The organism is Bacteroides sp. HF-4919 (assembly GCF_018860125.1).
Genome location: NZ_JAHKNF010000001.1, coordinates 71,548 through 97,773 on the forward strand (window position 1 = coordinate 71,548; position 26,226 = coordinate 97,773).

A 26,226-nucleotide genomic window follows, 5' to 3' on the forward strand; every position below is an offset into this window, starting at 1 on the left:
ATGAACATCAATTCCGACATATTTAAGATCCAATCGAATAACGTAATGCCATCGAGAGGAAAGATTCTGATATCAGAACCTTTCCTCCACGATGTAACCTTCGGAAGGTCAGTAGTATTACTTGTTGATCATACTGAGGAAGGAAGCATGGGATTGATTATAAATAAACAACTCCCATTGATGCTCAATGATATTATTAAAGAATTTAAATATATAGAAGATATTCCGCTACACAAAGGTGGTCCTATCGGAACCGATACCCTATTCTATTTACATACTCTACGCGAAATTCCCGGAACCCTTCCAATCAATAATGGATTATACCTCAATGGAGATTTCGATGCTATCAAAAGATACATTTTACAAGGAAATCCTATAAAAGGAAAGATACGCTTTTTTCTCGGATATTCCGGTTGGGAGTGCGAACAACTAATTCAGGAAATAAAGGAGAATACCTGGATTATTTCAAAAGAAGAAAACACCTATTTAATGAATGAAGATATAAAAGGCATGTGGAAAGAAGCTTTAGGGAAATTGGGTAGCAAGTATGAAACCTGGTCCCGCTTCCCACAAGTTCCTTCTCTAAACTAAAATTACCGCTTAGGATTCATACATTGCACAAGTACTGCATCTTTATAACCTTCGTGTGTCAACAGCCAATCTTTCAATACCCCACATTGGGTAAATCCAGAAGAAGTAAACAATCGTAAACTGGCCTCATTATCTATAGCTATATGGGCATACAATTGTTTCACAAATAAAAAATTAAAAGCATATTCACAAAGCAACTTCAATGCATCGGCAGCATACCCCTCCTGTCTATAATTCCTATGAACGGCAATTCCGACTGCTCCCCTTGAATGCAAGGGCACAAAATCAGTTATATCAACTGTTCCCAAAGCACGATTGTCATTCCGGCGCATAATCATCAACCTCAGCTGTTTATCAGCAAACATGTCGCTCTGTGAACCTTCAATGTATTGTTTCAGCACAAAACGAGAATACGGAACTGTAAAACTACTGATATCCCACATGGAAGGATCATTTTCCATTTCGTACATGATATCCAAATCCTCCGGTTCCACTGCACGGAGGTATATTCGCTCATTGGTTAAGAAAGATTGTTTCATCATTTATTCTTTGTTGATATGTAGCTCGGCACGTAATCTTTTCTCTCCCGGAAGACAGAAAAAGGAAGCCGTCAGGCCTATAAGTGCACATAGCGCACCTGTACTGCTAAGTGTAAAGTAGTAACCTGCCAGATTAAACACCACTACAAATTCCAGTAAAGCCAGCCGAACAGCACTCCAAAGCATATAGCGGCTCAATGCCACCGGAAACGTCAGTTGATCTATTTTCTTTGTCAAAACAAAACTGAATAATTTAAGAGAAAGTGGTATACAGACAGCCGTTATCAAAATACCGGTTGTTTCAAAAACATAAACGGCCCTTACATTGTCTGCTTTTATTCCAACAGGCAACACACCAGCTTCTCCAAGCAATACCAACAGTAACGGAATGATCCAAAAAGAAATATACTGTATCTTCTGGCTTTTCACAACGCGTTTTATTTGTTCTTCCATTTATTATATATAATGATTATCAATTACAGTAATTCCATTTTAAACGGTTCCGGTAAACGTTGTGCGGTTCACGATACTTCTACCTAATGTTATCTCATCAGTGTATTCCAACTCGTCACCAATAGATACCCCGCGGGCAAGCACACTCAGTTTGACACCCATTTTCTCAAGTTTACGGTAAATATAAAAATTTGTAGTATCCCCTTCCATAGTTGTGCTGAGAGCAAGAATGACTTCATTTATTCCGCCTTCGGCTACCCGACGCACCAGGCTTTCTATCTGCAAATCGCCCGGCCCCACCCCATCCATAGGTGAAATTACACCACCCAAAACATGGTATAGTCCACGATATTGCTGAGTAGCCTCTACAGCCATCACATCCCGTATATTCTCTACGACACAAACCATAGAAGCATCTCGCTGCGGATTTGCGCAGATCTGACAAGTCTCTGTATCAGATATATTATGACACACCTTGCAATATTTCACCTCATGCTTTAAAGTTATAATAGAGCTTCCGAAAGCTTCTACCACAGATGTATCCTGACGCAATAAATGAAGCACCAGTCTCATAGCTGTTTTCCGTCCGATACCCGGCAATTTAGAAAATTCTCCGACGGCTTTTTCAAGCAACGTCGATGGATATTGTTGATTCATATACAAACAAGTATATCTATTTAATTTTCAATAAAGTATATATCAATACGCATAGAAGCGACAGATTTAATATAAAAGCACTTCAACTCTCCTATAAAGATATTGTATACTTAATGAAGCACAAAGATACGCATATTTTATAAATGACAAATCTGCCACTGATAAAATAGGAAACTTATTCAATCGGCATGTTCATTTCTTCTATTACAATTTCCGAGACACCTATCATTACGGAACTATAAAAACAGCTCAGAATAACGATCACAGACACATACCGCAATCAGGTTCGACACCGCCGAACTATCATTTTCAAGTATCAGATGATGAAAATTAATCTCAAATATTCCTAAATGTTCAGATCATATTTCTTACGACCTGAACAAGTGCGGTTCCCGATGGCTACCCCTTATACGTTGAACAACCAACGGCACATTTTTGTTATTATAACTAAATAACTAAAATTATGAACTTACAAAAGACTACTTTCTATCTATTCACCCTCATTAGTTTAGTGCTTACATCCTGTAGCAGCGATGATGAAAACAAAAATGATACGCAGGTATTAGTCACTGTGATCAGTGCTGATGACAAACCCCTGTCTAACGAAATCGTCCAAATGTTCGATGAAAAAACTTATGAAGAGTTCAAAAAGGATAATCGAACGACTCCTACAGCATATGCATTAACCAACTCTAAAGGAGTGGCCACTTTCATTTTTACTTATGATGAGTGGTTCGAGTCAAGTAAAGACAGATTCTTTACTTTCGCCGTTCAATATGGCAGTGGTACGGAGAACTATGAAATATGGTCTTCGGGACGTACCATACGTTCGGGCTCAGTTACACAAATAGAGTTGAAGTTAAAACCTTTGTAAACGGAAAGCGGTTTTATAAGCGGTTCCAGGTTATAATCTCACGGAATTACTTTTAAAACCGCTTTTTAGATTTTATCTTCAGCAAATTCCTTTTTTCACAAATATCAAACAGATCAGAATGAAAGCCGCATATTTTTAACCAGTATTTAAAAACTCCTATGCCCATCCGCCAATTCATAGCTATTCTGAAATGAACTGAGTTTCGGCTCGTTTGTGCCGGGCATTCCTTCGTCATTTTGAGAACGAAAATAAAAAATTATCTTTGCTCCCTAAAATACAAAAACAATGCAGAATATCATTATTACATTTATCGTCTTTTTTACACTCAGATTGTTGTCCTTGGCCTATTCCATTCGTAACGAAAAACGTCTCCTGAAAAACGGAGCTGTACAATATGGTAAAGTTAATTCGTTATTACTGACATTAGCGCATGTCGCCTACTATTTATCCGCTCTCTATGAAGCGTATATTTCGGGAACTACCTTCAACTGTTTCTCCGTGTGTGGTGTTCTTGTAATGGGCTTTGCCTATGCTATGTTATTCTATGTCATCTATAAACTACACGATGTATGGACAGTGAAACTTTATATTGTTCCCGGTCAACGCATTGAAAAGAGCTTCCTTTTCAGGACGGTGCGACATCCCAATTACTATCTGAATATCATACCTGAGCTAATTGGAGTTGGTTTACTCTGTAATGCCTGGTACACGCTATTTATCGGGCTACCGATTTATGTATGCTTGCTGGCTGTACGTATCCGACAAGAAGAGAAGGTGATGAAAAAACTACTGGAAAACTAAATCCATTTCACCACAGACTACACGGATGAGCACAGATTCTTTAATCTTATTCTCAACGAAATTAATTATCAATCCGTGTAATCTATGGTGAAATCAGAACCATTACAAATCTGAACTGAATCAGCTCCCACTTCTCACCGCTCCCAAACTGCCTCAAACAGAAACTTTTTATCCGTAACCTGTATTTGAATCGTTCTTTATCCATTATTATTTCTAAATTTGCCGGACTTATTTATAAAGCACCCCAGTCATAATGAAAACTATATCAAGAATCGCTACCGTTCTCGCACTATTGGTCAGCATTATTCCTGTCTATGCCGTCATGGGCATCGTATTAGATCCCAATGGCGATGGAAATCTGTTAATAACACTCGGCACCCTGACACCTATATTGGGTGGCCTTTTGATGGGTATCGTGAAACTCGTGAAGAAATCACCAAAGTCTGCCACTATTTATTCTATAATAAGCCTCTCAGTTTCGGCAGTTGTTTATGCCGTCATATTGACATAAATATGGTTATTCATCATTTGCTTATCAATCGTTAATATCTAAATAAACGCAGCATAGGCGGGTGTTTCAACTGTTACAAGAGGGTGTGTTTACCTGCAACAGAGCGGTGCGGGTGATTACCAAACTTTTATTATTTATTCGTCTTATAAATATTGCTGATCCATACATAAAATTCCATTATAGACCCGTAGAGATAAATATCAAATTTTAATTAGCAATCATCGTTTGCAAAATAAATGTTACCTTTGTACCCGTTATGATGATACTTGTCACTATTGTATGTTACTTTGCCATTCTCTTGCTGATAGCCCGTATCACCGGACGGAAAGGAGGTTCGAATGCAGCGTTTTTCAAAGGAGAAAACCAGTCTCCGTGGTACATCGTTGCTTTCGGAATGATTGGCGCATCCATTTCGGGAGTGACTTTCGTATCTGTACCCGGCATGGTAAAGGCGATGGATATGACGTATATGCAAACTGTATTCGGATTCTTTTTCGGTTACTTGGCAGTTGCCCATATACTCCTCCCACTCTATTATAAACTCAACCTGACCAGCATATACACTTATCTGGATACCCGTATCGGAAAGCGCGCCTACCGTACAGGAGCTTCTTTTTTCCTTCTTTCGCGTATGCTGGGCACAGCTGCAAAACTATACCTCGTCTGTCTGATTCTATATACCTATGTGTTTCGAGACATGGGCATACCATTCTGGAGTATTGCTGCCGGATCGGTAGCCTTAGTCTGGATATACACTCACAAGAGCGGTATTAAAACTATCGTCTGGACAGACACCTTACAGACCTTCTGTCTGATTGCCGCACTGATCTGTATCCTTGTTTTTGTCACAGCAAAACTAAATCTCGACTTCAGCGGAGTCATACAGACAATCAGTAACAATGAACACAGCCGCATTTTTGTATTTGACGACTGGATGTCACGCCAGAATTTCTTCAAGCAGTTTCTGAGCGGGATTTTCATTGTTATCGTTATGACCGGACTCGATCAAGACATGATGCAAAAAAACCTTTCTTGCCGTAGCCTGCGTGACGCACAGAAAAATATGTATTGTTATGGCTTCGCATTCGCCCCGCTCAACCTGCTGTTCCTCGGCCTTGGCATTTTATTACTGGTCCTTGCTCAGGAGATGCAGCTGGAACTTCCGGCAACCGGTGACGATATCCTGCCTATGTTTGCTACTCAAGGGTATCTGGGAGAAGGAGTGCTGATTCTATTCACAATCGGTATCATTGCCGCCGCCTTTAGTAATTCGGATTCGGCTTTGACCGCCATGACAACGAGCTTTTGCATCGATCTGCTCGACACAGGGAAAGACACAGAAGGAATAGCCCGTAAAAAACGAAACCGGGTACACATCGGGCTCTCTATTCTGCTCGTTTTCTTTATCTGCCTTGTCGATGCATTGAACAATCAAAGTGTTATTGATGCCATTTACATCATAGCTTCCTATACATATGGCCCTCTTTTGGGAATGTTTGCTTTCGGTTTGTTTACCCGACGGCAAACAAACGATCGGTACATACCGTTTATTGCGATAGTTTCACCGCTGATATGTTACGCAGCCGATAGGCTTGCCCGTCAGGAAACCGGCTATCAGTTTGGTTATGAATTACTGATGCTGAACGGTATGCTTACTTTTGCAGGAATGTGGATCGCATCAAGAAAAGCAACTAAAAAATGAATTTAAAAACTAACAAGAAATATGGAAATAACCAATGCTGAGTTTGTAATTAGTAACACGGACGTGAAAAAATGTCCTGCAGGCACCTTTCCCGAATACGCCTTTATCGGCCGATCCAATGTGGGCAAATCCAGCCTCATCAATATGCTGACCGCCCGAAAGGGACTGGCCATGACTTCCGCCACTCCCGGTAAGACAATGCTTATCAACCATTTTCTGATCAATAACAGTTGGTATCTGGTTGACCTCCCCGGATACGGATATGCCAGACGAGGCCAGAAAGGACAGGAGCAAATACGCACTATCATCGAAGACTATATCCTCGAGCGGGAACAGATGACCAATCTTTTCGTATTGATAGACAGTCGGTTGGAGCCCCAGAAAATAGATATAGAGTTCATGGAATGGTTGGGTGAGAACGGAATCCCCTTTTCCATTATCTTCACCAAAGCAGACAAGCTAAAAGGAGGACGACTCAAAATGAATATCAACGCATATCTGAAGGAGTTACGGAAACAGTGGGAAGAACTCCCCCCCTACTTCATCACTTCATCGGAAGAATGCCTTGGTAGAACAGAAGTATTAAATTACATCGAATCAATTAACAAAGAACTTTATTCAAAGTAAAAACAGAGATATCAAAATGAAAAGAGAACTATTATCATTGGCAGTTCTTGCCACACTGCTGCTTGTACCGGCCACAGGTCGTGCACAATCCATTAAAGATCTATTCAACAAAGACAATATTTCCAAAGTGGTCAATGCGGTCACCGGACATACCGAAACAGTGGATATGACCGGAACCTGGCGTTATACCGGCTCCGCCATTGAATTCGAATCGGAAAATCTGCTGAAAAAAGCCGGAGGAACGGTTGCCGCTTCCGCTGCCGAACAAAAACTGGATGAACAATTAGCCAAACTCGGCATAAAAGAAGGGCAACTGAGCTTTACGTTCAACACAGACAGTACTTTTGTCAGCACTTTAGGCAAACGCAAGCTGAACGGTACCTACTCTTATAACCCCACAACCGGTATGCTCCAGTTGAAGTACATGAAATTGATCCCCATGAACGCAAAGGTCAACTATACGACCCAGCAAATGGATCTTCTGTTTGAAGCAGATAAGTTACTGAAATTAATCACTTTCTTATCCAGTAAAAGCAGCAGTGCCACTCTCAAGGCCATCAGTTCATTGGCAGACAGCTATGACGGCATGATGCTTGGATATGAACTGAAACGATGAGAGCTCTTGAATGATGAACGGTAAACAACGATCAACGATGAATAATAAAGTAATTAGCGAGTAAAATAGGTTATCATAATTCTCTCTGTTAATCACATTATTCATCGTTGATCGCTTATTGCTTATCATTCAAAAACCTTCATCGTTTGCTTTCCGTCAAAATACACCCATCCATCATCCTCACAATACGGTTGGCCTCCCGCGCATTCTCTTCCGAGTGGGTCACCATTACAATAGTTGCCCCATCCTTATTCAACTCTTTCAACAAGGCCATCACCTCATTACCATTGGTAGAATCAAGATTACCTGTCGGCTCGTCCGCTAATATAATCCGCGGATTCGTCACAATGGCCCGGGCTATAGCTACACGCTGCTGCTGACCTCCGGATAGTTGTTGAGGATAATGTTCCGCACGATGGGCAATCTGCATTCTTTCCAACGCCTTGTTCACACGTTTCACACGTTCACGAACCGGTACTCCGGCATACAGCAATGGCAATTCCACATTTTCAAACACAGTCAGCTCGTCTATCAGATTAAAACTCTGGAAGACAAAACCAATATTCCCGTTCCGCATATCCGTCCGATCGTTTTCCGAGTAGCGGGAAACCTCTTTGTCAATGAACCACAGCTGCCCCGAAGTAGGATTGTCCAGCAAGCCCAACATATTCAGCAAAGTTGATTTTCCACATCCCGAAGGCCCCATGATTGCTACAAATTCTCCTTCTGATATTTCGATGCTAATTTCGTTCAATGCGGTAGTCTGCACACTTTCTGTACGGAATATCTTTGTCAATCCAATTGCTTTTATCATAATCTTTCAGTTTTTTTATTATTCATATCTCAATGACTTTACCGGATTTTGTGAAGCCGTCCGCCAAGTCTGGCCAATCACCGTAAGCAAGGTGATACCAGCTATAATCAGTCCCACCAACGGAAACAGCCACCAGCTGATCGCTGTTTGATAGGCAAAATCGCTCAACCAATAGTACATCAGGAGATAACCCGACGGACAAGCAATCACAAAGGCAATGCCCACCCATTTCAGGTATTCCAGACAGAACATCTTTACAATCCGATCCGAATGGGCACCATTCACTTTACGGATACCGATCTCTTTAGTACGCTGCCGGGTAGAGAGTGAAACCAGCCCGAACACTCCCATCATAGCTATAACAATAGCAAGTACGGTAAACGAAAACAGCATCCGGCCTTGTTGTCGCTCTTTCTCGTAATTCCGATTCAAAGCATCTGAAAAAAACTGATACTTAAACTCCTTGACAAACAGGGGAGCCATCTCCTCAAACTTCTTTTGAATAAACGCCAAAGTTTCCTGCTTATGCTCCGGAGAGATCTTAATGTGTATATTCACCAGACATTCCGGACTGTACATCAGGTATGCCGGTTTAATTTTTTCACGCAACGATTGAAAATTAAAATCCTGCACAACGCCCACAATACGTTTCTTAAAACTCCCCACACCAAAACCTCCGCTAATCTCCATACCCACGGGATCAGACACATTCATTGCCTTCCAGGCTGTTTCATTAATAATTATCGGAAAATCATACACTCCACTAAAATAAGCTCCGCCATCTGCCTTTAAAATCTCTCCTTTCAGAAGTTTCAGTCCGAAGGTATTCACAAAATTGCCATCAGCCCAGATACACATCATCCGCAGTGAATCGACCTTTCCTTCCGCATCCGTCCACTGCAATACATCACCCTGCCCCTTGCTATCTTCCATATAATCGGCAATTTCAGCCCCCATCGAAACACTGAGGATATTCGGATTCTTTAGAATTTCTTGTCGGAATCCATCAACGTTATACCATAAACTCGTATAGACAGAAACTATATTCTCTCTATTCAGACCTAAATCTTTATTCTGTAAATAATTCAATTGTTTGAATACAATGCCGGTATACAACAGCAGCGTGATGGCAATAACAAACTGTACGCAAAGCAGACCGCGTATCAGGCCTCCCTTTTTTCCCGACTTTTGTCCTCCTTTGAAAGCCATCAGCGGATTTATGGCCGAGAGATAAAATGCCGGATAACTGCCGGAAAGACATCCCACACCGACAATTCCCACAACAATATAGACCAATACACTCCAGCTGAATTGCAGGGTAATATCTTTACCCATCATCTGATTGAAGAGTGGTAAAAGCAGTTCTGTCAGGGCTAATGCCAACACCAGTGAAATGAACGCCTGCACCAGACTTTCGGAAAGAAACTGCACAATCAGTGTTTTACGCTTGGCACCGGTCACTTTCCTCACTCCTATCTCTTTATAACGTAACGCTGCCCGGGCTGTAGAAAGGGTAGTGAAATTAAATGCCCCCATAAAAACAATCAATACGGCCAAAGCTATAAACAGGAAAATGGAAGTCATATTGCCGTGATTCCGGACAGATACATCCACAAAGTCGGTCTTTAAATGTATATCATTCAAGGGCTGAAACCGTAGTAAACGTTCTGCATGGACACGGTTACTCAACAAACGACTCATTTGGTTCCTGTCTGCATCGGACATCGACGAACCGGAACGCATTTTCACGTAGACATTCGCTTCTCTGCGATCCCAGTCTGTGCCGCTCCGGTAGATGCATACATTCTCGTTCATCTTATCAAATAATGCCTGTCCGACGACAGCATCAAATTGCAGATGACTCTTACGGGGCACTTTTACCACCCCGACTACCGTAAGGCTGTACTCAGTATCCATACCTTCGGTATATATCAGCTGTTGTCCGATTGCCGAAGCTGTACCAAAGAACTTTCGGGCCATTTTCTCGGAAAGTACTATATGGTTGAAGCCCGATTTGAGTTTGGAAGGATCACCTTCTGCCACTTTGAAGGGAAACATATCAAAAAATGTCGTATCGACACATATCATATCGGCAGAAAGATTCCGGCCCTTCAAGCACAAAGACCTTAACTCCCTGGCTTTAACGTATGTAGCCTGTTCCACCTGAGGGAACTCTTTACGAAAAGCTTCGGCCAAGGGTATGGCTGTAAAAGGGCTTTCCACTATTTCCCCACTCTCAGTACAATTGGCTTCAATCACCCGGAATATCCTCCCTGCATCCGGATTATAATCTTCAAATGTCAATTCATCCACTACCCACAAATAAATCAGGAATGCAGCTGCCATGCCCAATACAAATCCCAACATATTAATGGTAGAAAACAGGAAGCTCCGTTTTATCAACCGAAGAGCTACTTTTAAATAATGGCTTATCATATTTACCTATTTAATAATTAACCAGATATTATCAGTCTTACTCAACTTCTCCACTTGCCCATTTTCCCGCATCTGGGCCGGATACAACTCTAACAAAGAACTTTTAGAGAAAAACCGGGCCGGATTGCCTTCTATACTCCGGTTGGGCCAGAAAGGTAAACTTTCCGGCAAATCGGCAATGATAAGCGGCTGCTCCGGATTCACTTTATCAGACACCACAGGCAAGGAGAAAAACTCTCCGCTCCGCTTGTCATACACCAGAGAATAAAGTTTCACACTCCTGTTTTTACGGGCATTTATGCTATCATATCCTTTATCGATACTTAAGAAAAGGAAGCGATCCGTATCAACGCACGAAGTGAGGAAATAAGAGTTACCCACATCAGCCCCACCGACCATCCGGGCCCCTGTCAGGTGGGGCAATGAACCGAAATCGAGTTTATAGGCAACTTCCAGAGTCGAAGCATTTTTTATTCTGTATATCTTACCGCCATACGCATGGTAGAACATGGTGTTGCCTTGATAATAGTAAACGATATCCCCTTCAGCCTCAAAAAGCCGGGCCTTGTACCGCTCGTTATCCCCCAATACGAAATGGCAAAGCGTATCACCTTTCAATCCCATCGTATAAAGTTCATCCGAACAACTGACACGCATTCCATAACCGTCGGGCATGGAAAAAAGATAATTTCTGTCTATCGGAAGCTTACTGCGGATAGACTTTAACTCTACCGGCTGAGGAGATGCCAGCAACTCTGCCCAGGGAGTAACCACTAAATGCGCTTTGCCCGTCTTCATATTCCGGCATGTAAATCGCAATTGCTCCTTGGCAGAATCATAATAAAAATCTCTCAGGAAATATCCTCCTTCAACTTTCACTGAACCACCTCCGCTGTGAATAACCTTTAAATCCGAACGAACCAGCATTTTCTTTTTCTCAAAATCCCGGTCCAGCAACCAAAGTCCGTCTTCGGCAAACACCAGAAAGTCATCATCAATCCTAATCAGTGAGCTCCCATCACATCGGGGTTCCATCTTTTTATAATTCGCCTCCTTCCCCAAATCACTGAGCCGGAAAGGACGGACATTCTTCAATGCCGATTCAACATTCAGCACAATCGCACCTTCAGTCATGATCCGGGGCTGATATTTGATACCCGGAGGAGCCTGATAATCTTCCGCAAACTCCGATGGTGCGCTTTCTTCAACCGGAGAATCCTTTTGAGTTCTGCCTTTGACAAATTCTTTTTTCAGTTCTTCCTTACTGACTCCCGGATTCTTACTGCCACAAGCTGACAAGCAGATAATGCCTGCCAGAAACAAACTTTCAATATAACAACATCTTCTCTTCATACCGTTCTTCTTATTTCCTGTTCATACTCCGATGCCCCAATGCCATGCGTTATTTTAATAAGATAATGACAAGAAGCATACCAAATAAGCACTCCCTTATTTATCAGCCGATTGACGCAAACAGCAAACCGGTATTTTGCACGATACCGTGCACTTTTTGTACGATATCGTACACCGCTTATTCAAACATATTCCCTATCTTTGTCGCTATACAAGACATCCGACTATGACACTAAAGCGAGGAAGAATACTGATTGCGGACGACAATGAAGACATCCTCTTCACGTTGAAGATGTTGTTGCGTCCCATTGCGGAAACAATAACCGTCACCACCGACCCGCGGGAATTGTTGCCGATTCTCTCACGTACCCATCACGACGTAATACTGCTGGATATGAACTTCCGCAGCGATGCCGTAAGCGGACGTGAAGGTTTCCGATGGCTGGAAGAGATTCTGAAACTCGATCCCAAGGCCGTAGTAATATTTATCACCGCATACGCCGATACGGAAAAGGCCGTACAGGCCATCAAACAGGGAGCCACCGATTTTATAGCTAAGCCCTGGCAGAATGACAAGATGATAGCTACGGTATCTGCCGCACTGCAACTCAGTTTCAGCCGCACGGAGGTGGAATCTCTCAAAGAACAGAAAGAGGCTTTGGCAGCGCCCTCGCCCGAACCCACCCGCATTATCGGTGAATCGGCCGCCATGCAAACCATCTTCCAGACCATCCGTAAATTGGCCGATACGGATGCCAACCTTTTATTGTTGGGCGAGAACGGTACTGGGAAGGATCTGATAGCCCGATATGTATACGAACAGTCGCCCCGCAAAAACGGGATATACGTACCGATCGATTTGGGTAGTATCCCCGAAACACTGTTCGAGAGCGAACTTTTCGGATATGAAAAAGGAGCATTCACGGATGCACGGAAAAACAAACCCGGCAGGCTGGAAGTGGCTTCGGGAGGTACGTTGTTCCTCAACGAAATCGGCAATCTCAGCCTTCCGCTACAAGCCAAACTACTTTCGGTCATCGAGCAACGGAAGAGTTCCCGACTGGGAGCCATTGCCTCTTACCCGGTAGACGTGCGGCTGATATGTGCCACCAATACCGACCTCTATACGGCTATCGACAACGGACAGTTCCGGCAAGACCTCCTCTACCGCATCAATACCATCGAAATACGCATCCCTCCATTGCGTGAACGGGGAAACGACTTGTTCCTGCTGGCCGACCATTTCTTGCAACATTACCGGAAGAAGTATAAAAAGGAAGTCCGTACCATCTCGAAAGAAGCCCGCAAGCGCATGCAGCTCTATCACTGGCCTGGCAATGTACGCGAACTGGAACACACCATCGAGCGGGCCGTCATTCTCTCAGGAAGCTCCACCCTGACACCCGACGATTTTATGCTCCGTCCCGCCCTGCAGGAACAGCCCTCCGAAAAAGAGAGATACAACCTTGAACGGCAGGAACGGGAAACTATCGACGAAGTACTCCGCCTTTGTGCCGGCAACATCACAGTGGCTGCGGAAATGCTGGGTATCACCCGTACATCGCTGTACAGGCGCATTGAAAAGTACGGATTGTAAGAGTACCAAACAGAAACAACATGAAACAAAAATGGGTGAAACATCCCCTCTTATTAACGGCAGCGTTGCTGCTCTGCTGTTTTATCACCATCTGGCTCGGCATGCACGGGTTTTATATCAGCCTGCTTGTCGCAGGCTGTGTCACCCTTTTCGTGGCTTACACCATTTACCGGTATATCCTCCGTTCCGCACGTGCCATGGCACAACTCATCTGGGCCATTCGTTATTCCGATTTCCTCTCCTTGCCCGCACAGCGAGAAGAGCACCTCCATTCGCTCCCTGCAGAACTTTGGGATGAACTGAACGAAGCCTTGGACTTCTATAAACAGAATCTTCAGAAAAAAGAGAGCCAACTCCAGTATTTTCAGGCTCTGGCCAATCATATCGACCTGTCGGTCCTTGTCTACACCCCTTCCGGAAAGATAGAATGGCTGAACGAAGCCGCCAAAAGATTATTGGGAAAATCCACACTGAAAAGTGTCGAAGATCTGACCGACTTCCAACCCGAACTTCCTTCGCGGCTCTATTCGCTCAAAGCCGGAGACCTGTCTGTATTGCAGGTGCAAAAGGAAGAAGAAAGAATACAACTCGCACTCTCAGGCATGGAGTTCGTCATACAGGGCCGTCCCCTGATCGTAGCAAGCATGAAGAACATACACTCTGTATTGGACAATCAGGAGACGGAAGCCTGGCAAAAGCTGATCCGGGTACTGACGCACGAAATTATGAATTCCATCACTCCGGTCACCTCTTTATCGGAATTGCTGGAACAGCAGATAGGCAACTTCGACGGTGATGCCGAAGAACGGAAAGAAATACTCCAGATGTTGCAGACCATCCGCCGGCGGGGCGACGGACTGATCCGGTTCGTGAACAGCTACAGGGAAGTATCCCATCTCCCACAACCGCTCCTGAAAATATATACAGACCGGGAATTACTGGCAGGGATAGCACAACTGATGCATACAGACCAGGATGACTTGCACCTGGTATTGCCGGACAAGCCCCTGCGTCTTATTATAGACAAGGATCTGATAGAGCAAGTACTTATCAACCTGATCAGGAATGCCCGCGAAAACGATGCGACCGACATTCGGCTGTCGACCGGATTAAGCTCCGGCGAACGTCCGTATATAAGGATTGAAGACAATGGGACGGGAATCGAGCAGGAAGTGCTCGAACGTATTTTCGTACCGTTCTTCACTACCAAAACTACCGGTTCGGGTATCGGACTGACCATCTCACGACAAATCATGCACCTGCATCACGGCACCATCACCGCTTCGTCCGAAACAGGTAAAGGCAGTAACTTCACCCTCCTGTTTCCACCCCTTTTTTAAGGAGGGTGTAGCCATCCGGGGCATTGGATGTAGCCATCCGCACCTTAGGGCTACACCCTATACACCGGATGGCTACACCCTCTCCATCAGACGGTTTTTAATACAATTTCACCGTCATACGACACCATTTATCAAAAAAAGCCTTAACTTTGCCGCCCACGAAACCATAAAAAAGAAATAGAAAATGAAGAAAATACTATTTTTTATCACTATGATGGTACTGAGCGTCGGTCTTGTCCAGGCTCAAGGTAAAGCAGAAATAAAGTTTGATAAGACAACACACGACTTCGGGACATTCTCTGAAAACAACCCGATTGTCAGTTGCACATTCAAGTTTACGAATATCGGCGATGGCCCGTTGGTCATCCATCAGGCAGTGGCATCATGCGGATGCACCGTACCCGAATATACCCAGGAACCCATCATGCCGGGAAAAACAGGTACAATCAAAGTGACTTACAACGGAACGGATAAATATCCGGGACACTTCAAAAAGTCGATTACCCTGCGTACAAACGCCAAAACAGAGATGATACGTCTTTTTGTGGAAGGCGACATGACGGCCAAAGACGCAAAGTAAGCAAAAATAAATAACAACAAAGAGGAGAATCTTTCGGGATTCTCCTTTTTTTTTGCTTACTTTGAGGCTGTTTTGAAAAACCAACCGTTTGGAAATCCGATAAACTATACATAAACTACAAAAAACAATTATGAAACAAGAAGAAGACAAATTTACGGGCTTGCCCGAAAACGCGTTCCGGGAACTAAAGCCGGGAGAAGTGTACAACCCGCTGATGAGTCCGACGAAAACGTATCCGGAGGTCACTCTCTGGTCGGTAGCATGGGGAATCGCCATGGCCATCCTCTTCTCTGCTGCCGCAGCCTATCTGGGGCTCAAAGTGGGACAAGTATTCGAAGCAGCCATCCCCATCGCAATCATAGCAGTCGGTGTGTCCGGTGCAGCCAAGCGTAAAAACGCACTCGGCGAAAACGTGATCATCCAGTCCATCGGTGCCTGCTCGGGTGTCATCGTAGCAGGAGCCATCTTCACACTGCCTGCCCTCTACATCCTGCAAGCCAAATATCCGGAAATGTCAGTCACCTTCATGCAAGTATTTATCAGTTCACTGCTGGGCGGTGTGCTGGGTATCTTGTTCCTGATTCCTTTCCGCAAATACTTCGTAAGCGATATGCACGGTAAATATCCTTTCCCGGAGGCAACAGCCACTACACAGGTGCTGGTGTCGGGCGAGAAGGGCGGCAGCCAGGCAAAACCATTGCTGATGGCCGGGTTAATCGGAGGTCTGTACGACTTTATCGTGGCAACTTTCGGCTGGTGGAACGAGAACTTCACCACCCGCGTCTGTGGTGCGGGTGAAATGTTGGCAGAGAAAGCCAAACTGGTATTTAAAGTAAACACCGGTGCAGCCGTACTGGGTCTGGGCTATATCGTAGGATTGAAGTACGCTTCCATTATCTGCATCGGTTCATTGGCCGTATGGTGGATCATCGTACCGGGCATGTCCCTTTTCTTCGGCGACTCTGTACTGAACCAGTGGAATCCGGAAATCACCGCCACTGTAGGTTCCATGAGTCCGGAGCAGATCTTCTCCCATTATGCCAAAAGCATCGGTATCGGCGGTATCGCCATGGCGGGAGTAATCGGTATCATCAAATCATGGGGCATCATCCGCAGCGCAGTGGGACTGGCAGCTAAAGAGATGGGAGGAAAAGGAGACGTGGAGAAAAACGTCATCCGTACGCAACGCGACCTCTCCATGAAGATCATTGCCATCGGTTCCATCATCACGCTGATCCTGGTGGTGCTGTTCTTCTATTTCGACGTAATGCAGGGTAACCTGGTACATACACTGGTAGCCATTTTACTGGTAGCCGGAATTTCATTCCTGTTCACCACCGTAGCGGCCAACGCCATCGCCATTGTAGGTACCAATCCGGTATCGGGCATGACGCTGATGACGCTGATTCTGGCATCGGTTGTAATGGTAGCCGTCGGTCTGAAAGGTCCTTCGGGCATGGTTGCCGCATTAGTGATGGGCGGTGTAGTCTGCACAGCCCTCTCTATGGCAGGCGGTTTCATCACCGACCTGAAGATCGGCTACTGGCTGGGCAGTACGCCCGCCAAGCAGGAAGCGTGGAAGTTCCTCGGAACAATCGTATCCGCTGCCACCGTAGGCGGTGTAATGATTATCCTGAACAAGACATACGGATTCACAAGCGGACAACTTGCCGCACCGCAGGCCAACGCGATGGCTGCTGTAATCGAACCTTTGATGAGTGGTGTAGGCGCCCCCTGGCTGCTGTACGGCATCGGTGCGGTGCTGGCCATCATCCTGACGTTCTTTAAGGTTCCCGCACTGGCGTTTGCGTTGGGTATGTTCATCCCGCTCGAACTGAATGTACCGCTCGTAGTGGGCGGAGCTATCAACTGGTATGTCACCACCCGCAGCAAAGACAGTGCGCTCAACACCGAACGGGGCGAAAAAGGGACGCTGCTGGCATCCGGATTCATTGCCGGAGGTGCCCTGATGGGTGTAGTCAGCGCTGCCATGCGCTTCGGCGGAATCAACCTGGTGAACGATGCATGGCTCAACAATACCCTCTCACAGTTGGCTGCCCTGGTAGCTTACGTACTGCTAATCCTGTATTTCATTAAAGCATCCATGAAGGTAAAATGAAGTATATAGCTGAATTTCATGCATCCGGGAGGAGCGTATGTCAATCCGGCTCCGCGACGGAGTGAAATTCTCCAGATGACATATAAAGAAACTCACGAAACAACATTTATAAAGATGAAAACAATTCGTACACTTTTGTTATGTACCAGCCTATTGGCCGGAACAGTTGCAGCACAGGAGAACAGTCTGGTGCTGAGTAACGGACTCGGGTTCGTTGATACCCCCTATAAGGCAGGTACCCTTGAAGTAGACGATGCAGAAGACCTCATTATCAATTGTGACGAGGTGGACTGCACCACTTTCGTAGAATATGCACTGGCAATGGCACTCTGCCCGCAACAGGGAGACGACATGCAGGAAAGTGACTTTGCCCGTAACCTGCAACGTATCCGCTATCGCGACGGAAAAATTGACGGTTATACCTCTCGTCTGCATTATATATCCGACTGGATCAATAATGGTGTCCGCCAAGGCTTTCTTGAAGACGTAACGGCTGCCCACAGCCCTTTCACGCAGAAACTGTCGATCTCTTACATGAGCACACATCCGCAACTCTACAAATCGTTGAAGAACTCTCCGGAAAATGTAGCGCAGATGGCAAAGTATGAAAAGGCACTGAGCGGTAAAGAGGTTCATTACCTGCCGAAAGACAAACTGGAGCCGGACGGATTGCCCTGGATCAAGAATGGGGACATTATTGCCCTGACCACCAATACTCCGGGGTTGGACGTAAGCCACATGGGCATTGCCATTTACATCAAGGGACAGCTGCACCTGCTGCATGCTTCGTCCAAAGAAGGCAAGGTAATAGTAGACAAGAGTGCACTGAGCCAGATGTTGAAAGACAGAAAATCACTGACAGGTATCAGAGTGCTGAGAATGAAGAAATAAACCGAAGACAAACCATACCGGACTTATCTGATCCCCGAAACCATTTTGATGCGTTTCGGGGATTTTTCTTTTCAGTAAGAAAGAGAATAGCCTTATTTCCTGACTGCCCCTTCTGCTTTTCAACGGCAACGGGAAGCACAGAAGACGGAAAACAAGACTTTTCTTCCCGAAAAGTCGGGGTTTTGTGTCCGGAGAGCCGGGGTCTGCCCCGAAAAGAGCCGGGATTTCTATGAAAAGAAGTAAGCATTCGACCCGAAAGACGGTTGCATTCCGCTGAAATGCTTACTTCTTTTCAAATTATCTCTATATGTTTTCCCACTTTACATCTGTTGTTACGGTTTTATCGTTAAAAAGAGAAGGATTATTCTCTGGTTGCATACCGTAAACGAACGAGTCCCGACTGTCAAAAAGAAAGCCGTAAGCATCCATTGACACAATTCTTCACGCATTTAGCTTCGCCACACTTACATCATGCCAACTCATAAAGTCTTTCCGCATCAAACATAAAATCGCCAACCTGTAAGGAGGGCGATTTTACCAGGCAACCGTATCATTGGATGCAAACAGAGCAAACCAGAGAGGTCTGATTATCATTTTGACAAAAGGAAAGTAAGCAGTTCGCTCCCCAGCCTCTCTTTTACCTCGTCCATATCAACACTGTGTCCGAGTTCTTTCTGAAGGGAAGTCACGCCTTTATCGATAAAACCGCAAGGATGAATGTAACTGAAATAGCGTAAATCGGTATTCACATTCAGCGCCAGTCCATGCATCGTCACGTAATGACTGCTCCGAACCCCTATCGCACATATCTTACGGGCACGGGGCGTATCACCTTCCAGCCAGACTCCTGTCGCCTTCTCTAAACGGCCGGCCTCGACGCCGTAAGATGCACAGACACGGATAACGGCTTCCTCCAGTAAGTGTACATATTCCTTCAGCCCCAATCCGAACTCCTCAAGATTAAGAATCGGGTAACACACCAATTGCCCGGGACCATGATAGGTGATATCGCCGCCACGGTCGATGTGATAGAGGGTGGCACCGATAGCCTTCAGTTGCTCCTCTCCCAGCAGCATATTATTTTCCTTTCCGCTACGCCCCAGGGTATAAACGTGCGGATGTTCACAAAAAATGATGCGATTCTCGTACTTTTCTCCGCCCTGCTTGGCATGGACGAGGGCATCGAACCATTCCGTCTGTCGGCTCCATGCTTCAGAATACGGAATAAGTTCCCAATCGGTTGTAATTGTTTTCATACGGACAAAGATAAAGAAATAAAAGAAAATGTGTATATTTGCGTGATTCAAAAAAAGAAAGTAATATGAAGTTTGACTTTCCACAAGTAGATCTCCCATGCGAACTTCTGGCATGGAATGATGTAACTGAAGATATCTTGAATATCTACAAACAATCGTGCAGGCTGAAAGCCGGCATCTTTGCTATTTGTACGGAAGGTAAGATGACCGCAACCATTAACCTGATCGATTACGAAATAAAACCGAACGATCTGATCACACTGCTGCCGGGCACTATCATCCAGTTCCGCGAACGGACAGAGAAAGTACGTTTATGCTTCGCCGGATTCTCGTCGGAATGTGTAGAACGAATCAACCTGATAAAATCGATGGTCAGCTCTTTCTCTAAGATAACCGAGTGCCCGATTGTGGAATTACAGGAGGATATAGCCAGTTATCTAAAAGATTACTTCTCCCTGTTGGCACGAGTGACATGTGATGAAAGGTTCTCTCTTCCCTCCGAGATGACGGAAGTATCTTTGAAATCTATTCTGACCGCCGTCGGACTGATTTATCAGAAATATTCCCGGAAAGATCACAATACGAACCGTAAAGAAGAAATCTGTCGCGAATTGGTAGGATTGGTCACAGAGCATTATGCGGAGGAACGCCGTGCCCAGTTCTATGCAGACAAGTTGGGAATATCACTGCAACACCTCAGTACCACAGTCAAACAAGTGACAGGACGCAACGTACTGGATGTGATAGCCTATGTGGTCATTATCGACGCGAAAGCCAAATTGAAATCGACTCACATGACCATTCAGGAGATTGCCTATTCGTTGAACTTCCCCAGTGCTTCTTTTTTCGGAAAGTACTTCAGGAGATATGTAGGCATGAGTCCGCTGGAATTCAGAAACAGCTGACACCTTTCGTGGCAAAAAGATTTTCACCACAGAGGCCACAGAGTATTCATGTTGATCATCCATGACTTGAAGTTTACTCTGTGTCCTCTGTGGTGAGTTAGTTTTGAAAGGACTTGTTATTTTCTGGCCAGACTCAATGAATTCAGTACTACACTAACACTTGAGAATGCCATTGCCGCACTGGCAAGCATCGGGTTCAGCAACAGTCCGTTGATAGGGAACAGGATGCCGGCTGCAATAGGGATACCTATGAGATTATAGATAAATGCCCAGAACAGATTCTGGTGAATCAGTTTCACAGTCTGTCTTGACAACTCGAAGGCGCGGGGGAGCAACAGCAGGTCGGATGTCATCAACGTAACCATTGCTACATCCATGGCTATATCCGTCCCTTTCCCCATCGCTATGCTGACATCGGCCAGTGCCAACGCCTGTGAGTCGTTAATTCCGTCACCTACCATAGCTACGGTTTTTCCCTGCATCTGGAGTTCACGCACAAACTCTTCTTTATCATCCGGCAAGGCATCTGCCACAAAGCGGTCGATGCCCAACTTACCCGATACGGCAAGTGCCGTGCGTTGTCCGTCGCCGGTCAGCATACAAATGTCGATCCCCTGACGTTTCAACTCTTTCACAGCCTCGGCCGAAGTCGGCTTTATCTGATCGGCAATGGCAATTACGGCAAGCACCTCACTGCCACGGCCAAAGTATACAATGCTGTTTCCATCCGATTCGTATTGCACCATCATTTCGGCAAGCACATCAGAGAGCGAAGCGCTGAAATCTTTCAGTAACTTGTGGCTACCCACCCAATAAGTCTCCCCTTGATAAACCACCTTGATTCCTTTTCCGGTGATACTCTCAAAGCTGTCCAGTTGGGCAGGAACTATTTTCTCCACTTCCTGCAGAGAAGAGACAATGGCTCCGGCAAGCGGATGTTCGGATTTAAGTTCGGCCGCCAACAGGACATTCTTGAAGTGCTCTTCCTGCACCTGTGCCCAAAGCCATCCGGAAACCGTGGGATGTCCCTCGGTCAACGTCCCGGTTTTATCGAGCACCACTACATCTACTTTACGCATCTGCTCGAGGGCAACCGCATCCTTAATCAGGATATGATTACTGGCTGCTTTGCCTATGCCCACCATCAGAGCGGTAGGTGTGGCAAGTCCCAGAGCACACGGGCAGGCAATGACCAGTACGGATACTGCCGAAAGCAGGGCGTGTGAGAAATAATCGGTACCTCCCACCAAAAGCCAGATAACAAACGTCAGCACGGCAATACAAAGCACGACAGGCACAAAGATTCCGGTCACCCGGTCTACGATGCGCTGTACGGGCGCTTTACTCCCCTGAGCCTCCTGCACCATGCGGATGATGCGTGCCAGCACCGTCTCGCTTCCTACACTGGAGGCTTTAATCACAAAAGAGCCTTTCTGGTTGATAGTTCCCGCCAATACACGGTCGCCCGTTTTCTTTTCTACGGGAATCGGTTCGCCGCTGATCATACTTTCGTCTACATAAGATTCTCCTTCGGACAACCGCCCGTCTACGGGAATCTGCTCACCGGGACGTACCACCACCAAGTCGCCTGCCTGCAACTGGTCTATCAGGATATCTTCTTCAACTCCTCCCCGAAGCACACGGGCCACACGGGGTTGAAGTCCCATCAACTTCCGAATGGCAGTAGAGGTATTCCCCTTGGCACGCTCTTCCATCAGTTTACCGGTCAGCACAAAAGCGATGATGACTACTGCCGCCTCATAGTAAACGTGAGGTTCAAGTCCTCGGTTATACCAGAATTCGGGAAAAAATGTGTTGAAGACGCTGAACAGGAAGGCGATGGAGGTACTGAGTGCCACCAGGGTATCCATATTACTCCTCCCCAAGCGTGCCTGCCGCCAGGCATTGACATAGAAAGAACCTCCGAAGAAAATCATCACGGGAAGGGCGAGTATCAACTGAATCTCGTTAGAGAAGGGCACATGCATCAAGACCATAGAAAACAGCAACATGGGGACAACGAAGATCCATGCACCGATGACCTGCCGCTTCAGCAGTCGGTAATGTTTCTCCTGGGCCTCCTCCTGACGCTCCTCTTTCAGGGCCTCTTCCACTATCAGGTCATAACCTGCGGCAAGTACGGCCGCACGGATTTCTCCGGGAGTCAGCTTGTCGGCTTCGTACGAAACGGACAGTGTGTTTGTGGCGAAGTTGACCGATGCGTCTACCACACCGGCCAATTTCTTCACTGTTTTTTCCACATTATTAGCGCACCCCGCACAGTGCATGTTCAGTACAGGAAACGCTTTCTTTATAATATTACCCATAATCTATTATTATATATACTATCTAATAAACAATGAGGTAAAGAACAATGTTCACTTCTTGTCCGTTTCCTTTGCTTCCTTTATGACTACAGCTTCGTATTTAAATTTCCGAAAGCCTTCTTTCAGTTTTTCAACATTCGTCTTTTCCGCATCGTAAGTGATGGTGACGGTTTGAGTTTTCAAATCAGTCTTAAAGTTTTTAAGTCCTTTTTCGAACTTGATATTGTTCTTCACCTTTCGTTCGCAGTTGGCGCACTCCATCTGTGCCACTTTGAAAACAACGGTACGAAAGTCTTTTGCCGCAACGGCAGTCACCGAAAGTAAAGCCACCACCAGTGTGGCAATCATTTTTTTAGTCTTCATGAATGTAAGTATTAGTAATCAATAATTTTAGTCGTTCGTTCTACTCTCTTTCAATCTCGTGCCAGGTTAAACCTCACTCCGATATATCCCTTTGCTCCATGTACCGGTCCCCATATCATAGTCGAGTCAAAATGATCTCCCCAAGGATTGGCTGCATCGATAATCGGATTCTTTTGTTTGAAATTTGTCAGGTTCTCACCTCCAATGTATACCGACCAGCGTCGGAAATAGCGCGTCACCTGTGCACTAAGCTGACTAAAGCCCTTATAACGGGCATCCCACGAAGGAGTGCCGTCAGCAAGTGTATACGGATCGGGCATACGTCCTCCTCCATTCATCTGCCAGGTGGCATCAAACTGCCACAAGCCCAGCGGAGTCTGATAAGAAGCGGTTACAAGTCCTTTGTATTTCCCGGTCAGCGGCTTCTCCATCAACCGGTGATTGTAAGTCGTCTTGGCGTCTGTCCAACGATAGGCAGCTGTCAGCGAAAAACCCTGAAAGAACGGATAGGTAGCCTCCACCTGAAACACTTGTGAATACGACCGTCCGTCGAGATTGTAGAACGCCACCTCATGGGGATTCGTATCCATATCGACAACGACCTGTTTCAGGAAGTCGGTGTAATAGTATTCCAGATTCAGGTTCAGCGTTTTCCCGAAAAGCGGAATGTAACCCGATATACTTGCGCCATAGTTCCACGCTTCTTCCTGGTCGAGGTGACCGGCAATACTTACCTTCCGGCTACTTGCCATCAGATAATTGTTTTCGGCAAGCACGTGATTCGTACGATACCCTTTTCCGGCAGAAAGACGGAAATGAACAAAGTCATTGGGGTTGTATTTAATGTGGGCACGTGGAGTCACGAAAAAGCCGTACTCACTGCTATGGTCGCCACGAAGTCCGGCCATCACCACCAGTTTATTCTCCAGATTAAAAGTGTACTGCGCATAAGCTCCTCCTACCGATTCGCGTGCAAAAGCCTTCGTCAACGGAGTGTCAGCATTGTTGGTCAAACGGTAATGCTGGTCATATCCGTCATAATTATAACTGAATCCCGCCGAAAGACTGTGTTGCTTTGTAAATTCGGTTTCAAACATTAGCGAAGCATAAGCGTTGGACTGGTCAACATCATAAATCTTACGTCCATAAAGCGCATCCTGGTTGTGCAGCGTACCGGACAGAATCAGCGCAAGATTCGTATTCTTCTCCTTATTAAATATATAGGCATTCTTGGCAAAAGCCTCGTAACGGCGGGTTTCAATATCGATAGCATAGCGATCGGCTGCCGGCACGCCGCTATGACTCACCTGACCGCCTTTTCTGCTTTCGTCCAGCGCTTTGATGCCTGCCTGAAACACATAGTGGTCACCCATATAGGCCCAGCGGTTCCAAAAATTATACTGCTCTATCCGGGGAATATCGGCAAAGCCGTCATCGTTGCCGTCATGTGCTTTCGTTTCATTTTCGTAATGTGCCAGCAACGAAGTACTCCATCGTTTGGAAAGTTTCACCGTGGCATCCGCATTCGCCTCATAACGATTGGTGGTACTGGCAAAAAGATTGGCCGAAACCCAATCCGCCTCAGGCAGTTGCGGCTTCTTAAATTCAACATTGATCTGTCCGGTAAGGGCTTCATAACCATTCTTCACGGACGAAATCCCCTTGGATACTTGTATGCTATGCATCCAGGGACCGGGAACATAACCCAACCCGTAAGGAGAAGCAGCACCGCGATAGTTCGGAATATTCTCGGTCAGCATCTGTACATAAGTTCCCGATAGTCCGAGCAACTTGATCTGCTTCGCTCCGGTAGCGGCATCCGAATAGCTGACGTCCACTGAAGGATTGGTGACAAAACTCTCACCAAGATTGCAACATGCTGCACGACAGAGCTCGTCACTGGTAATGATCTCTTCGTTCATCACGCTGTTGCGCAGCTTCAGTGTGCTCAACTTACGACTGACAATATTCACTTCACTCAGTTCCATCCCCTCGCGAAGTACTACGTCCAGAACGGCGTTCTTGTCTTTCACTTGTATGGTATCGTTTTCGTAACCTACAAAACTTACAATGAGATGACTGCCCCTGTCAGGTTTGGATATGGAAAAAGTACCGTCCTCACGAGTGGCTACCCCACCGGGAATATTCTTCCAGAAAACGTTGGCACCGATAATCGGTTCGCCGGCCTGATCTTTCACCGTACCGCTCACTTGCGCTTGTACAGTCAGACTGCCGAGAAGCAGTCCGGTCAATAATATATATTTCATTAAATAACTTCGTTTGTCTTTTTTATTTGGTTTATATTCAATAAGAAATAAGTAGGATTCACCACAGATTACACAGAAGAACACAAGTTGTCCCGCTTCAATAATCAACGGTATTAACCCTTAAATAGTGAAAGCCTGTGCAATCTGTGATGCAATCCAAACAGTAAAATATTGAAGAAACTAAATAAGCAAGGTAGAATAAAGAGCTAAATAATGCCGGGAACTGGTTTTAGGTGGCGGTACTACATAAGGAGTTTCCAACACCCCGTCACGGAAAAGCGCACACAGCAGATCCGATACCTGGTTGCAAAGGAATACGCTGACAGGAGCAGGGACAGAAGATTCGAACGCCTGCTTCACCAGGTCAAGTTTATAGATAGTCGCCGTACATCCCTCACCCCGGCACGATTTATGGAATTCAAAATCGAACTTATCACAGAAGCCGCATTTGTCGGCACAACAGCAATTTGCCGTCTCACAACCACTGCAACAATATTGAACGACAGAGACTCCCGCCCCTACATACACTATAAGGAGGGAAAGAATAACAGCGAGTATATAGCGGAATCTCTTCATAACGGTTGCAAAGATAAGCAGATTTAACCAG

The 26,226-nt window shown here is 45.5% G+C and carries 24 protein-coding genes; 13 read left to right on the top strand and 11 right to left on the bottom strand.

All coding sequences use genetic code 11. From position 1 onward, the window contains the following. Window positions 1-591, top strand: a complete 591-nt coding sequence (locus KO473_RS00275) for a YqgE/AlgH family protein (protein ID WP_122130813.1) — start codon at window positions 1-3, stop codon at window positions 589-591. Between the two features lie 2 nt (window positions 592-593). Here KO473_RS00275 and KO473_RS00280 read toward each other — a convergent pair whose 3' ends face one another. From KO473_RS00280 to recR, 3 genes are read right to left on the bottom strand one after another with little or no spacing between them, the layout of a single operon-like run. Continuing rightward, the gene (locus KO473_RS00280; protein WP_122130826.1) at window positions 594-1,130 is read right to left on the bottom strand and encodes a GNAT family N-acetyltransferase; all 537 of its coding nucleotides are present in this window, start codon (window positions 1,128-1,130) and stop codon (window positions 594-596) included. A gap of 3 nt (window positions 1,131-1,133) precedes the next feature. Then, a complete protein-coding gene (locus KO473_RS00285) occupies window positions 1,134-1,583 on the bottom strand; it encodes a hypothetical protein (protein ID WP_005805427.1) in 450 nt (149 codons plus the stop codon). 39 nt (window positions 1,584-1,622) lie between these two features. Further along, on the bottom strand, window positions 1,623-2,240 hold the full coding sequence (gene recR / locus KO473_RS00290) for a recombination mediator RecR (RefSeq protein WP_005787270.1): 618 nt from the start codon (window positions 2,238-2,240) through the stop codon (window positions 1,623-1,625). A gap of 463 nt (window positions 2,241-2,703) precedes the next feature. On the opposite strand from recR, the gene KO473_RS00295 reads away from it, so the two are divergent. From KO473_RS00295 to KO473_RS00320, 6 genes are all read left to right on the top strand, one after another. Continuing rightward, window positions 2,704-3,114, top strand: coding sequence for a hypothetical protein (locus tag KO473_RS00295; RefSeq protein WP_005777052.1), 411 nt, complete (start codon window positions 2,704-2,706; stop codon window positions 3,112-3,114). Between the two features lie 285 nt (window positions 3,115-3,399). Further along, window positions 3,400-3,915: an isoprenylcysteine carboxyl methyltransferase family protein gene (locus KO473_RS00300; protein ID WP_005777051.1), complete on the top strand. Its 516-nt coding sequence runs from the start codon at window positions 3,400-3,402 to the stop codon at window positions 3,913-3,915. Window positions 3,916-4,168: 253 nt separating this feature from the next. Further along, on the top strand, window positions 4,169-4,426 hold the full coding sequence (locus KO473_RS00305; RefSeq protein WP_032541412.1) for a hypothetical protein: 258 nt from the start codon (window positions 4,169-4,171) through the stop codon (window positions 4,424-4,426). Window positions 4,427-4,682: 256 nt separating this feature from the next. Further along, window positions 4,683-6,128 (top strand): sodium:solute symporter, encoded by a 1,446-nt coding sequence (locus tag KO473_RS00310; RefSeq protein ID WP_005805420.1) that lies wholly within the window; start codon window positions 4,683-4,685, stop codon window positions 6,126-6,128. Between the two features lie 21 nt (window positions 6,129-6,149). Then, on the top strand, window positions 6,150-6,755 hold the full coding sequence (gene yihA / locus KO473_RS00315) for a ribosome biogenesis GTP-binding protein YihA/YsxC (protein ID WP_005777046.1): 606 nt from the start codon (window positions 6,150-6,152) through the stop codon (window positions 6,753-6,755). Between the two features lie 16 nt (window positions 6,756-6,771). Next, on the top strand, window positions 6,772-7,371 hold the full coding sequence (locus tag KO473_RS00320; RefSeq protein ID WP_005777045.1) for a DUF4923 family protein: 600 nt from the start codon (window positions 6,772-6,774) through the stop codon (window positions 7,369-7,371). A 139-nt stretch (window positions 7,372-7,510) separates the two neighbouring features. Here KO473_RS00320 and KO473_RS00325 read toward each other — a convergent pair whose 3' ends face one another. Genes KO473_RS00325 through KO473_RS00335 form a run of 3 tightly spaced genes read right to left on the bottom strand, consistent with a single transcriptional unit; the run spans window position 7,511 to window position 11,974 of the window. Beyond that, window positions 7,511-8,185, bottom strand: a complete 675-nt coding sequence (locus KO473_RS00325; protein ID WP_032543729.1) for an ABC transporter ATP-binding protein — start codon at window positions 8,183-8,185, stop codon at window positions 7,511-7,513. An 18-nt stretch (window positions 8,186-8,203) separates the two neighbouring features. After that, window positions 8,204-10,621 (bottom strand): ABC transporter permease, encoded by a 2,418-nt coding sequence (locus KO473_RS00330; protein ID WP_122130815.1) that lies wholly within the window; start codon window positions 10,619-10,621, stop codon window positions 8,204-8,206. Window positions 10,622-10,627: 6 nt separating this feature from the next. Next, window positions 10,628-11,974 carry a DUF4933 domain-containing protein gene (locus tag KO473_RS00335; RefSeq protein WP_122130817.1) on the bottom strand — a complete coding sequence of 449 codons (1,347 nt, stop codon included), beginning with the start codon at window positions 11,972-11,974 and terminating at the stop codon, window positions 10,628-10,630. A 226-nt stretch (window positions 11,975-12,200) separates the two neighbouring features. Here KO473_RS00335 and KO473_RS00340 point away from each other — a divergent pair, with 226 nt between their 5' ends. The 5 genes from KO473_RS00340 to KO473_RS00360 all read left to right on the top strand — a co-directional run bounded on the left by KO473_RS00340 (window position 12,201) and on the right by KO473_RS00360 (window position 18,501). Next, window positions 12,201-13,571 (top strand): sigma-54 dependent transcriptional regulator, encoded by a 1,371-nt coding sequence (locus KO473_RS00340; RefSeq protein WP_122130819.1) that lies wholly within the window; start codon window positions 12,201-12,203, stop codon window positions 13,569-13,571. 20 nt (window positions 13,572-13,591) lie between these two features. Further along, window positions 13,592-14,911, top strand: a complete 1,320-nt coding sequence (locus tag KO473_RS00345; RefSeq protein WP_122130821.1) for a PAS domain-containing sensor histidine kinase — start codon at window positions 13,592-13,594, stop codon at window positions 14,909-14,911. A 184-nt stretch (window positions 14,912-15,095) separates the two neighbouring features. Next, window positions 15,096-15,491: a DUF1573 domain-containing protein gene (locus KO473_RS00350; protein WP_005777034.1), complete on the top strand. Its 396-nt coding sequence runs from the start codon at window positions 15,096-15,098 to the stop codon at window positions 15,489-15,491. A 130-nt stretch (window positions 15,492-15,621) separates the two neighbouring features. Further along, a complete protein-coding gene (locus KO473_RS00355; RefSeq protein ID WP_005777032.1) occupies window positions 15,622-17,610 on the top strand; it encodes an OPT family oligopeptide transporter in 1,989 nt (662 codons plus the stop codon). 114 nt (window positions 17,611-17,724) lie between these two features. After that, on the top strand, window positions 17,725-18,501 hold the full coding sequence (locus KO473_RS00360) for an N-acetylmuramoyl-L-alanine amidase-like domain-containing protein (RefSeq protein ID WP_032530914.1): 777 nt from the start codon (window positions 17,725-17,727) through the stop codon (window positions 18,499-18,501). Window positions 18,502-19,091: 590 nt separating this feature from the next. Here KO473_RS00360 and lipB read toward each other — a convergent pair. Continuing rightward, entirely contained in the window at window positions 19,092-19,757 is a 666-nt protein-coding gene (gene lipB / locus KO473_RS00365) for a lipoyl(octanoyl) transferase LipB (RefSeq protein WP_032536143.1), read from the bottom strand. 65 nt (window positions 19,758-19,822) lie between these two features. Between lipB and KO473_RS00370 the strand changes: the two genes are divergently transcribed. Next, on the top strand, window positions 19,823-20,662 hold the full coding sequence (locus KO473_RS00370; RefSeq protein WP_005777027.1) for a helix-turn-helix domain-containing protein: 840 nt from the start codon (window positions 19,823-19,825) through the stop codon (window positions 20,660-20,662). A gap of 116 nt (window positions 20,663-20,778) precedes the next feature. Here KO473_RS00370 and KO473_RS00375 read toward each other — a convergent pair whose 3' ends face one another. The 4 genes from KO473_RS00375 to KO473_RS00390 all read right to left on the bottom strand — a co-directional run bounded on the left by KO473_RS00375 (window position 20,779) and on the right by KO473_RS00390 (window position 26,195). Next, entirely contained in the window at window positions 20,779-22,989 is a 2,211-nt protein-coding gene (locus KO473_RS00375; RefSeq protein ID WP_005805402.1) for a cation-translocating P-type ATPase, read from the bottom strand. A gap of 51 nt (window positions 22,990-23,040) precedes the next feature. Next, on the bottom strand, window positions 23,041-23,352 hold the full coding sequence (locus KO473_RS00380; RefSeq protein WP_005777023.1) for a heavy-metal-associated domain-containing protein: 312 nt from the start codon (window positions 23,350-23,352) through the stop codon (window positions 23,041-23,043). Window positions 23,353-23,402: 50 nt separating this feature from the next. Beyond that, on the bottom strand, window positions 23,403-25,619 hold the full coding sequence (locus KO473_RS00385) for a TonB-dependent receptor (protein ID WP_032536132.1): 2,217 nt from the start codon (window positions 25,617-25,619) through the stop codon (window positions 23,403-23,405). A 180-nt stretch (window positions 25,620-25,799) separates the two neighbouring features. After that, on the bottom strand, window positions 25,800-26,195 hold the full coding sequence (locus KO473_RS00390) for a hypothetical protein (protein ID WP_080714529.1): 396 nt from the start codon (window positions 26,193-26,195) through the stop codon (window positions 25,800-25,802). Window positions 26,196-26,226: the final 31 nt, after the last annotated feature.

Excerpts from the sequence above, each read along its gene's own strand:
- KO473_RS00275 (WP_122130813.1), top strand. The coding sequence starts at position 1 with ATGAACATCAATTCCGACATATTTAAGATCCAATCGAATAACGTAATG.
- KO473_RS00280 (WP_122130826.1), bottom strand. The coding sequence starts at position 1,130 with ATGAAACAATCTTTCTTAACCAATGAGCGAATATACCTCCGTGCAGTG.
- KO473_RS00285 (WP_005805427.1), bottom strand. The coding sequence starts at position 1,583 with ATGGAAGAACAAATAAAACGCGTTGTGAAAAGCCAGAAGATACAGTAT.
- recR (WP_005787270.1), bottom strand. The coding sequence starts at position 2,240 with ATGAATCAACAATATCCATCGACGTTGCTTGAAAAAGCCGTCGGAGAA.
- KO473_RS00295 (WP_005777052.1), top strand. The coding sequence starts at position 2,704 with ATGAACTTACAAAAGACTACTTTCTATCTATTCACCCTCATTAGTTTA.
- KO473_RS00300 (WP_005777051.1), top strand. The coding sequence starts at position 3,400 with ATGCAGAATATCATTATTACATTTATCGTCTTTTTTACACTCAGATTG.
- KO473_RS00305 (WP_032541412.1), top strand. The coding sequence starts at position 4,169 with ATGAAAACTATATCAAGAATCGCTACCGTTCTCGCACTATTGGTCAGC.
- KO473_RS00310 (WP_005805420.1), top strand. The coding sequence starts at position 4,683 with ATGATGATACTTGTCACTATTGTATGTTACTTTGCCATTCTCTTGCTG.
- yihA (WP_005777046.1), top strand. The coding sequence starts at position 6,150 with ATGGAAATAACCAATGCTGAGTTTGTAATTAGTAACACGGACGTGAAA.
- KO473_RS00320 (WP_005777045.1), top strand. The coding sequence starts at position 6,772 with ATGAAAAGAGAACTATTATCATTGGCAGTTCTTGCCACACTGCTGCTT.
- KO473_RS00325 (WP_032543729.1), bottom strand. The coding sequence starts at position 8,185 with ATGATAAAAGCAATTGGATTGACAAAGATATTCCGTACAGAAAGTGTG.
- KO473_RS00330 (WP_122130815.1), bottom strand. The coding sequence starts at position 10,621 with ATGATAAGCCATTATTTAAAAGTAGCTCTTCGGTTGATAAAACGGAGC.
- KO473_RS00335 (WP_122130817.1), bottom strand. The coding sequence starts at position 11,974 with ATGAAGAGAAGATGTTGTTATATTGAAAGTTTGTTTCTGGCAGGCATT.
- KO473_RS00340 (WP_122130819.1), top strand. The coding sequence starts at position 12,201 with ATGACACTAAAGCGAGGAAGAATACTGATTGCGGACGACAATGAAGAC.
- KO473_RS00345 (WP_122130821.1), top strand. The coding sequence starts at position 13,592 with ATGAAACAAAAATGGGTGAAACATCCCCTCTTATTAACGGCAGCGTTG.
- KO473_RS00350 (WP_005777034.1), top strand. The coding sequence starts at position 15,096 with ATGAAGAAAATACTATTTTTTATCACTATGATGGTACTGAGCGTCGGT.
- KO473_RS00355 (WP_005777032.1), top strand. The coding sequence starts at position 15,622 with ATGAAACAAGAAGAAGACAAATTTACGGGCTTGCCCGAAAACGCGTTC.
- KO473_RS00360 (WP_032530914.1), top strand. The coding sequence starts at position 17,725 with ATGAAAACAATTCGTACACTTTTGTTATGTACCAGCCTATTGGCCGGA.
- lipB (WP_032536143.1), bottom strand. The coding sequence starts at position 19,757 with ATGAAAACAATTACAACCGATTGGGAACTTATTCCGTATTCTGAAGCA.
- KO473_RS00370 (WP_005777027.1), top strand. The coding sequence starts at position 19,823 with ATGAAGTTTGACTTTCCACAAGTAGATCTCCCATGCGAACTTCTGGCA.
- KO473_RS00375 (WP_005805402.1), bottom strand. The coding sequence starts at position 22,989 with ATGGGTAATATTATAAAGAAAGCGTTTCCTGTACTGAACATGCACTGT.
- KO473_RS00380 (WP_005777023.1), bottom strand. The coding sequence starts at position 23,352 with ATGAAGACTAAAAAAATGATTGCCACACTGGTGGTGGCTTTACTTTCG.
- KO473_RS00385 (WP_032536132.1), bottom strand. The coding sequence starts at position 25,619 with ATGAAATATATATTATTGACCGGACTGCTTCTCGGCAGTCTGACTGTA.
- KO473_RS00390 (WP_080714529.1), bottom strand. The coding sequence starts at position 26,195 with ATGAAGAGATTCCGCTATATACTCGCTGTTATTCTTTCCCTCCTTATA.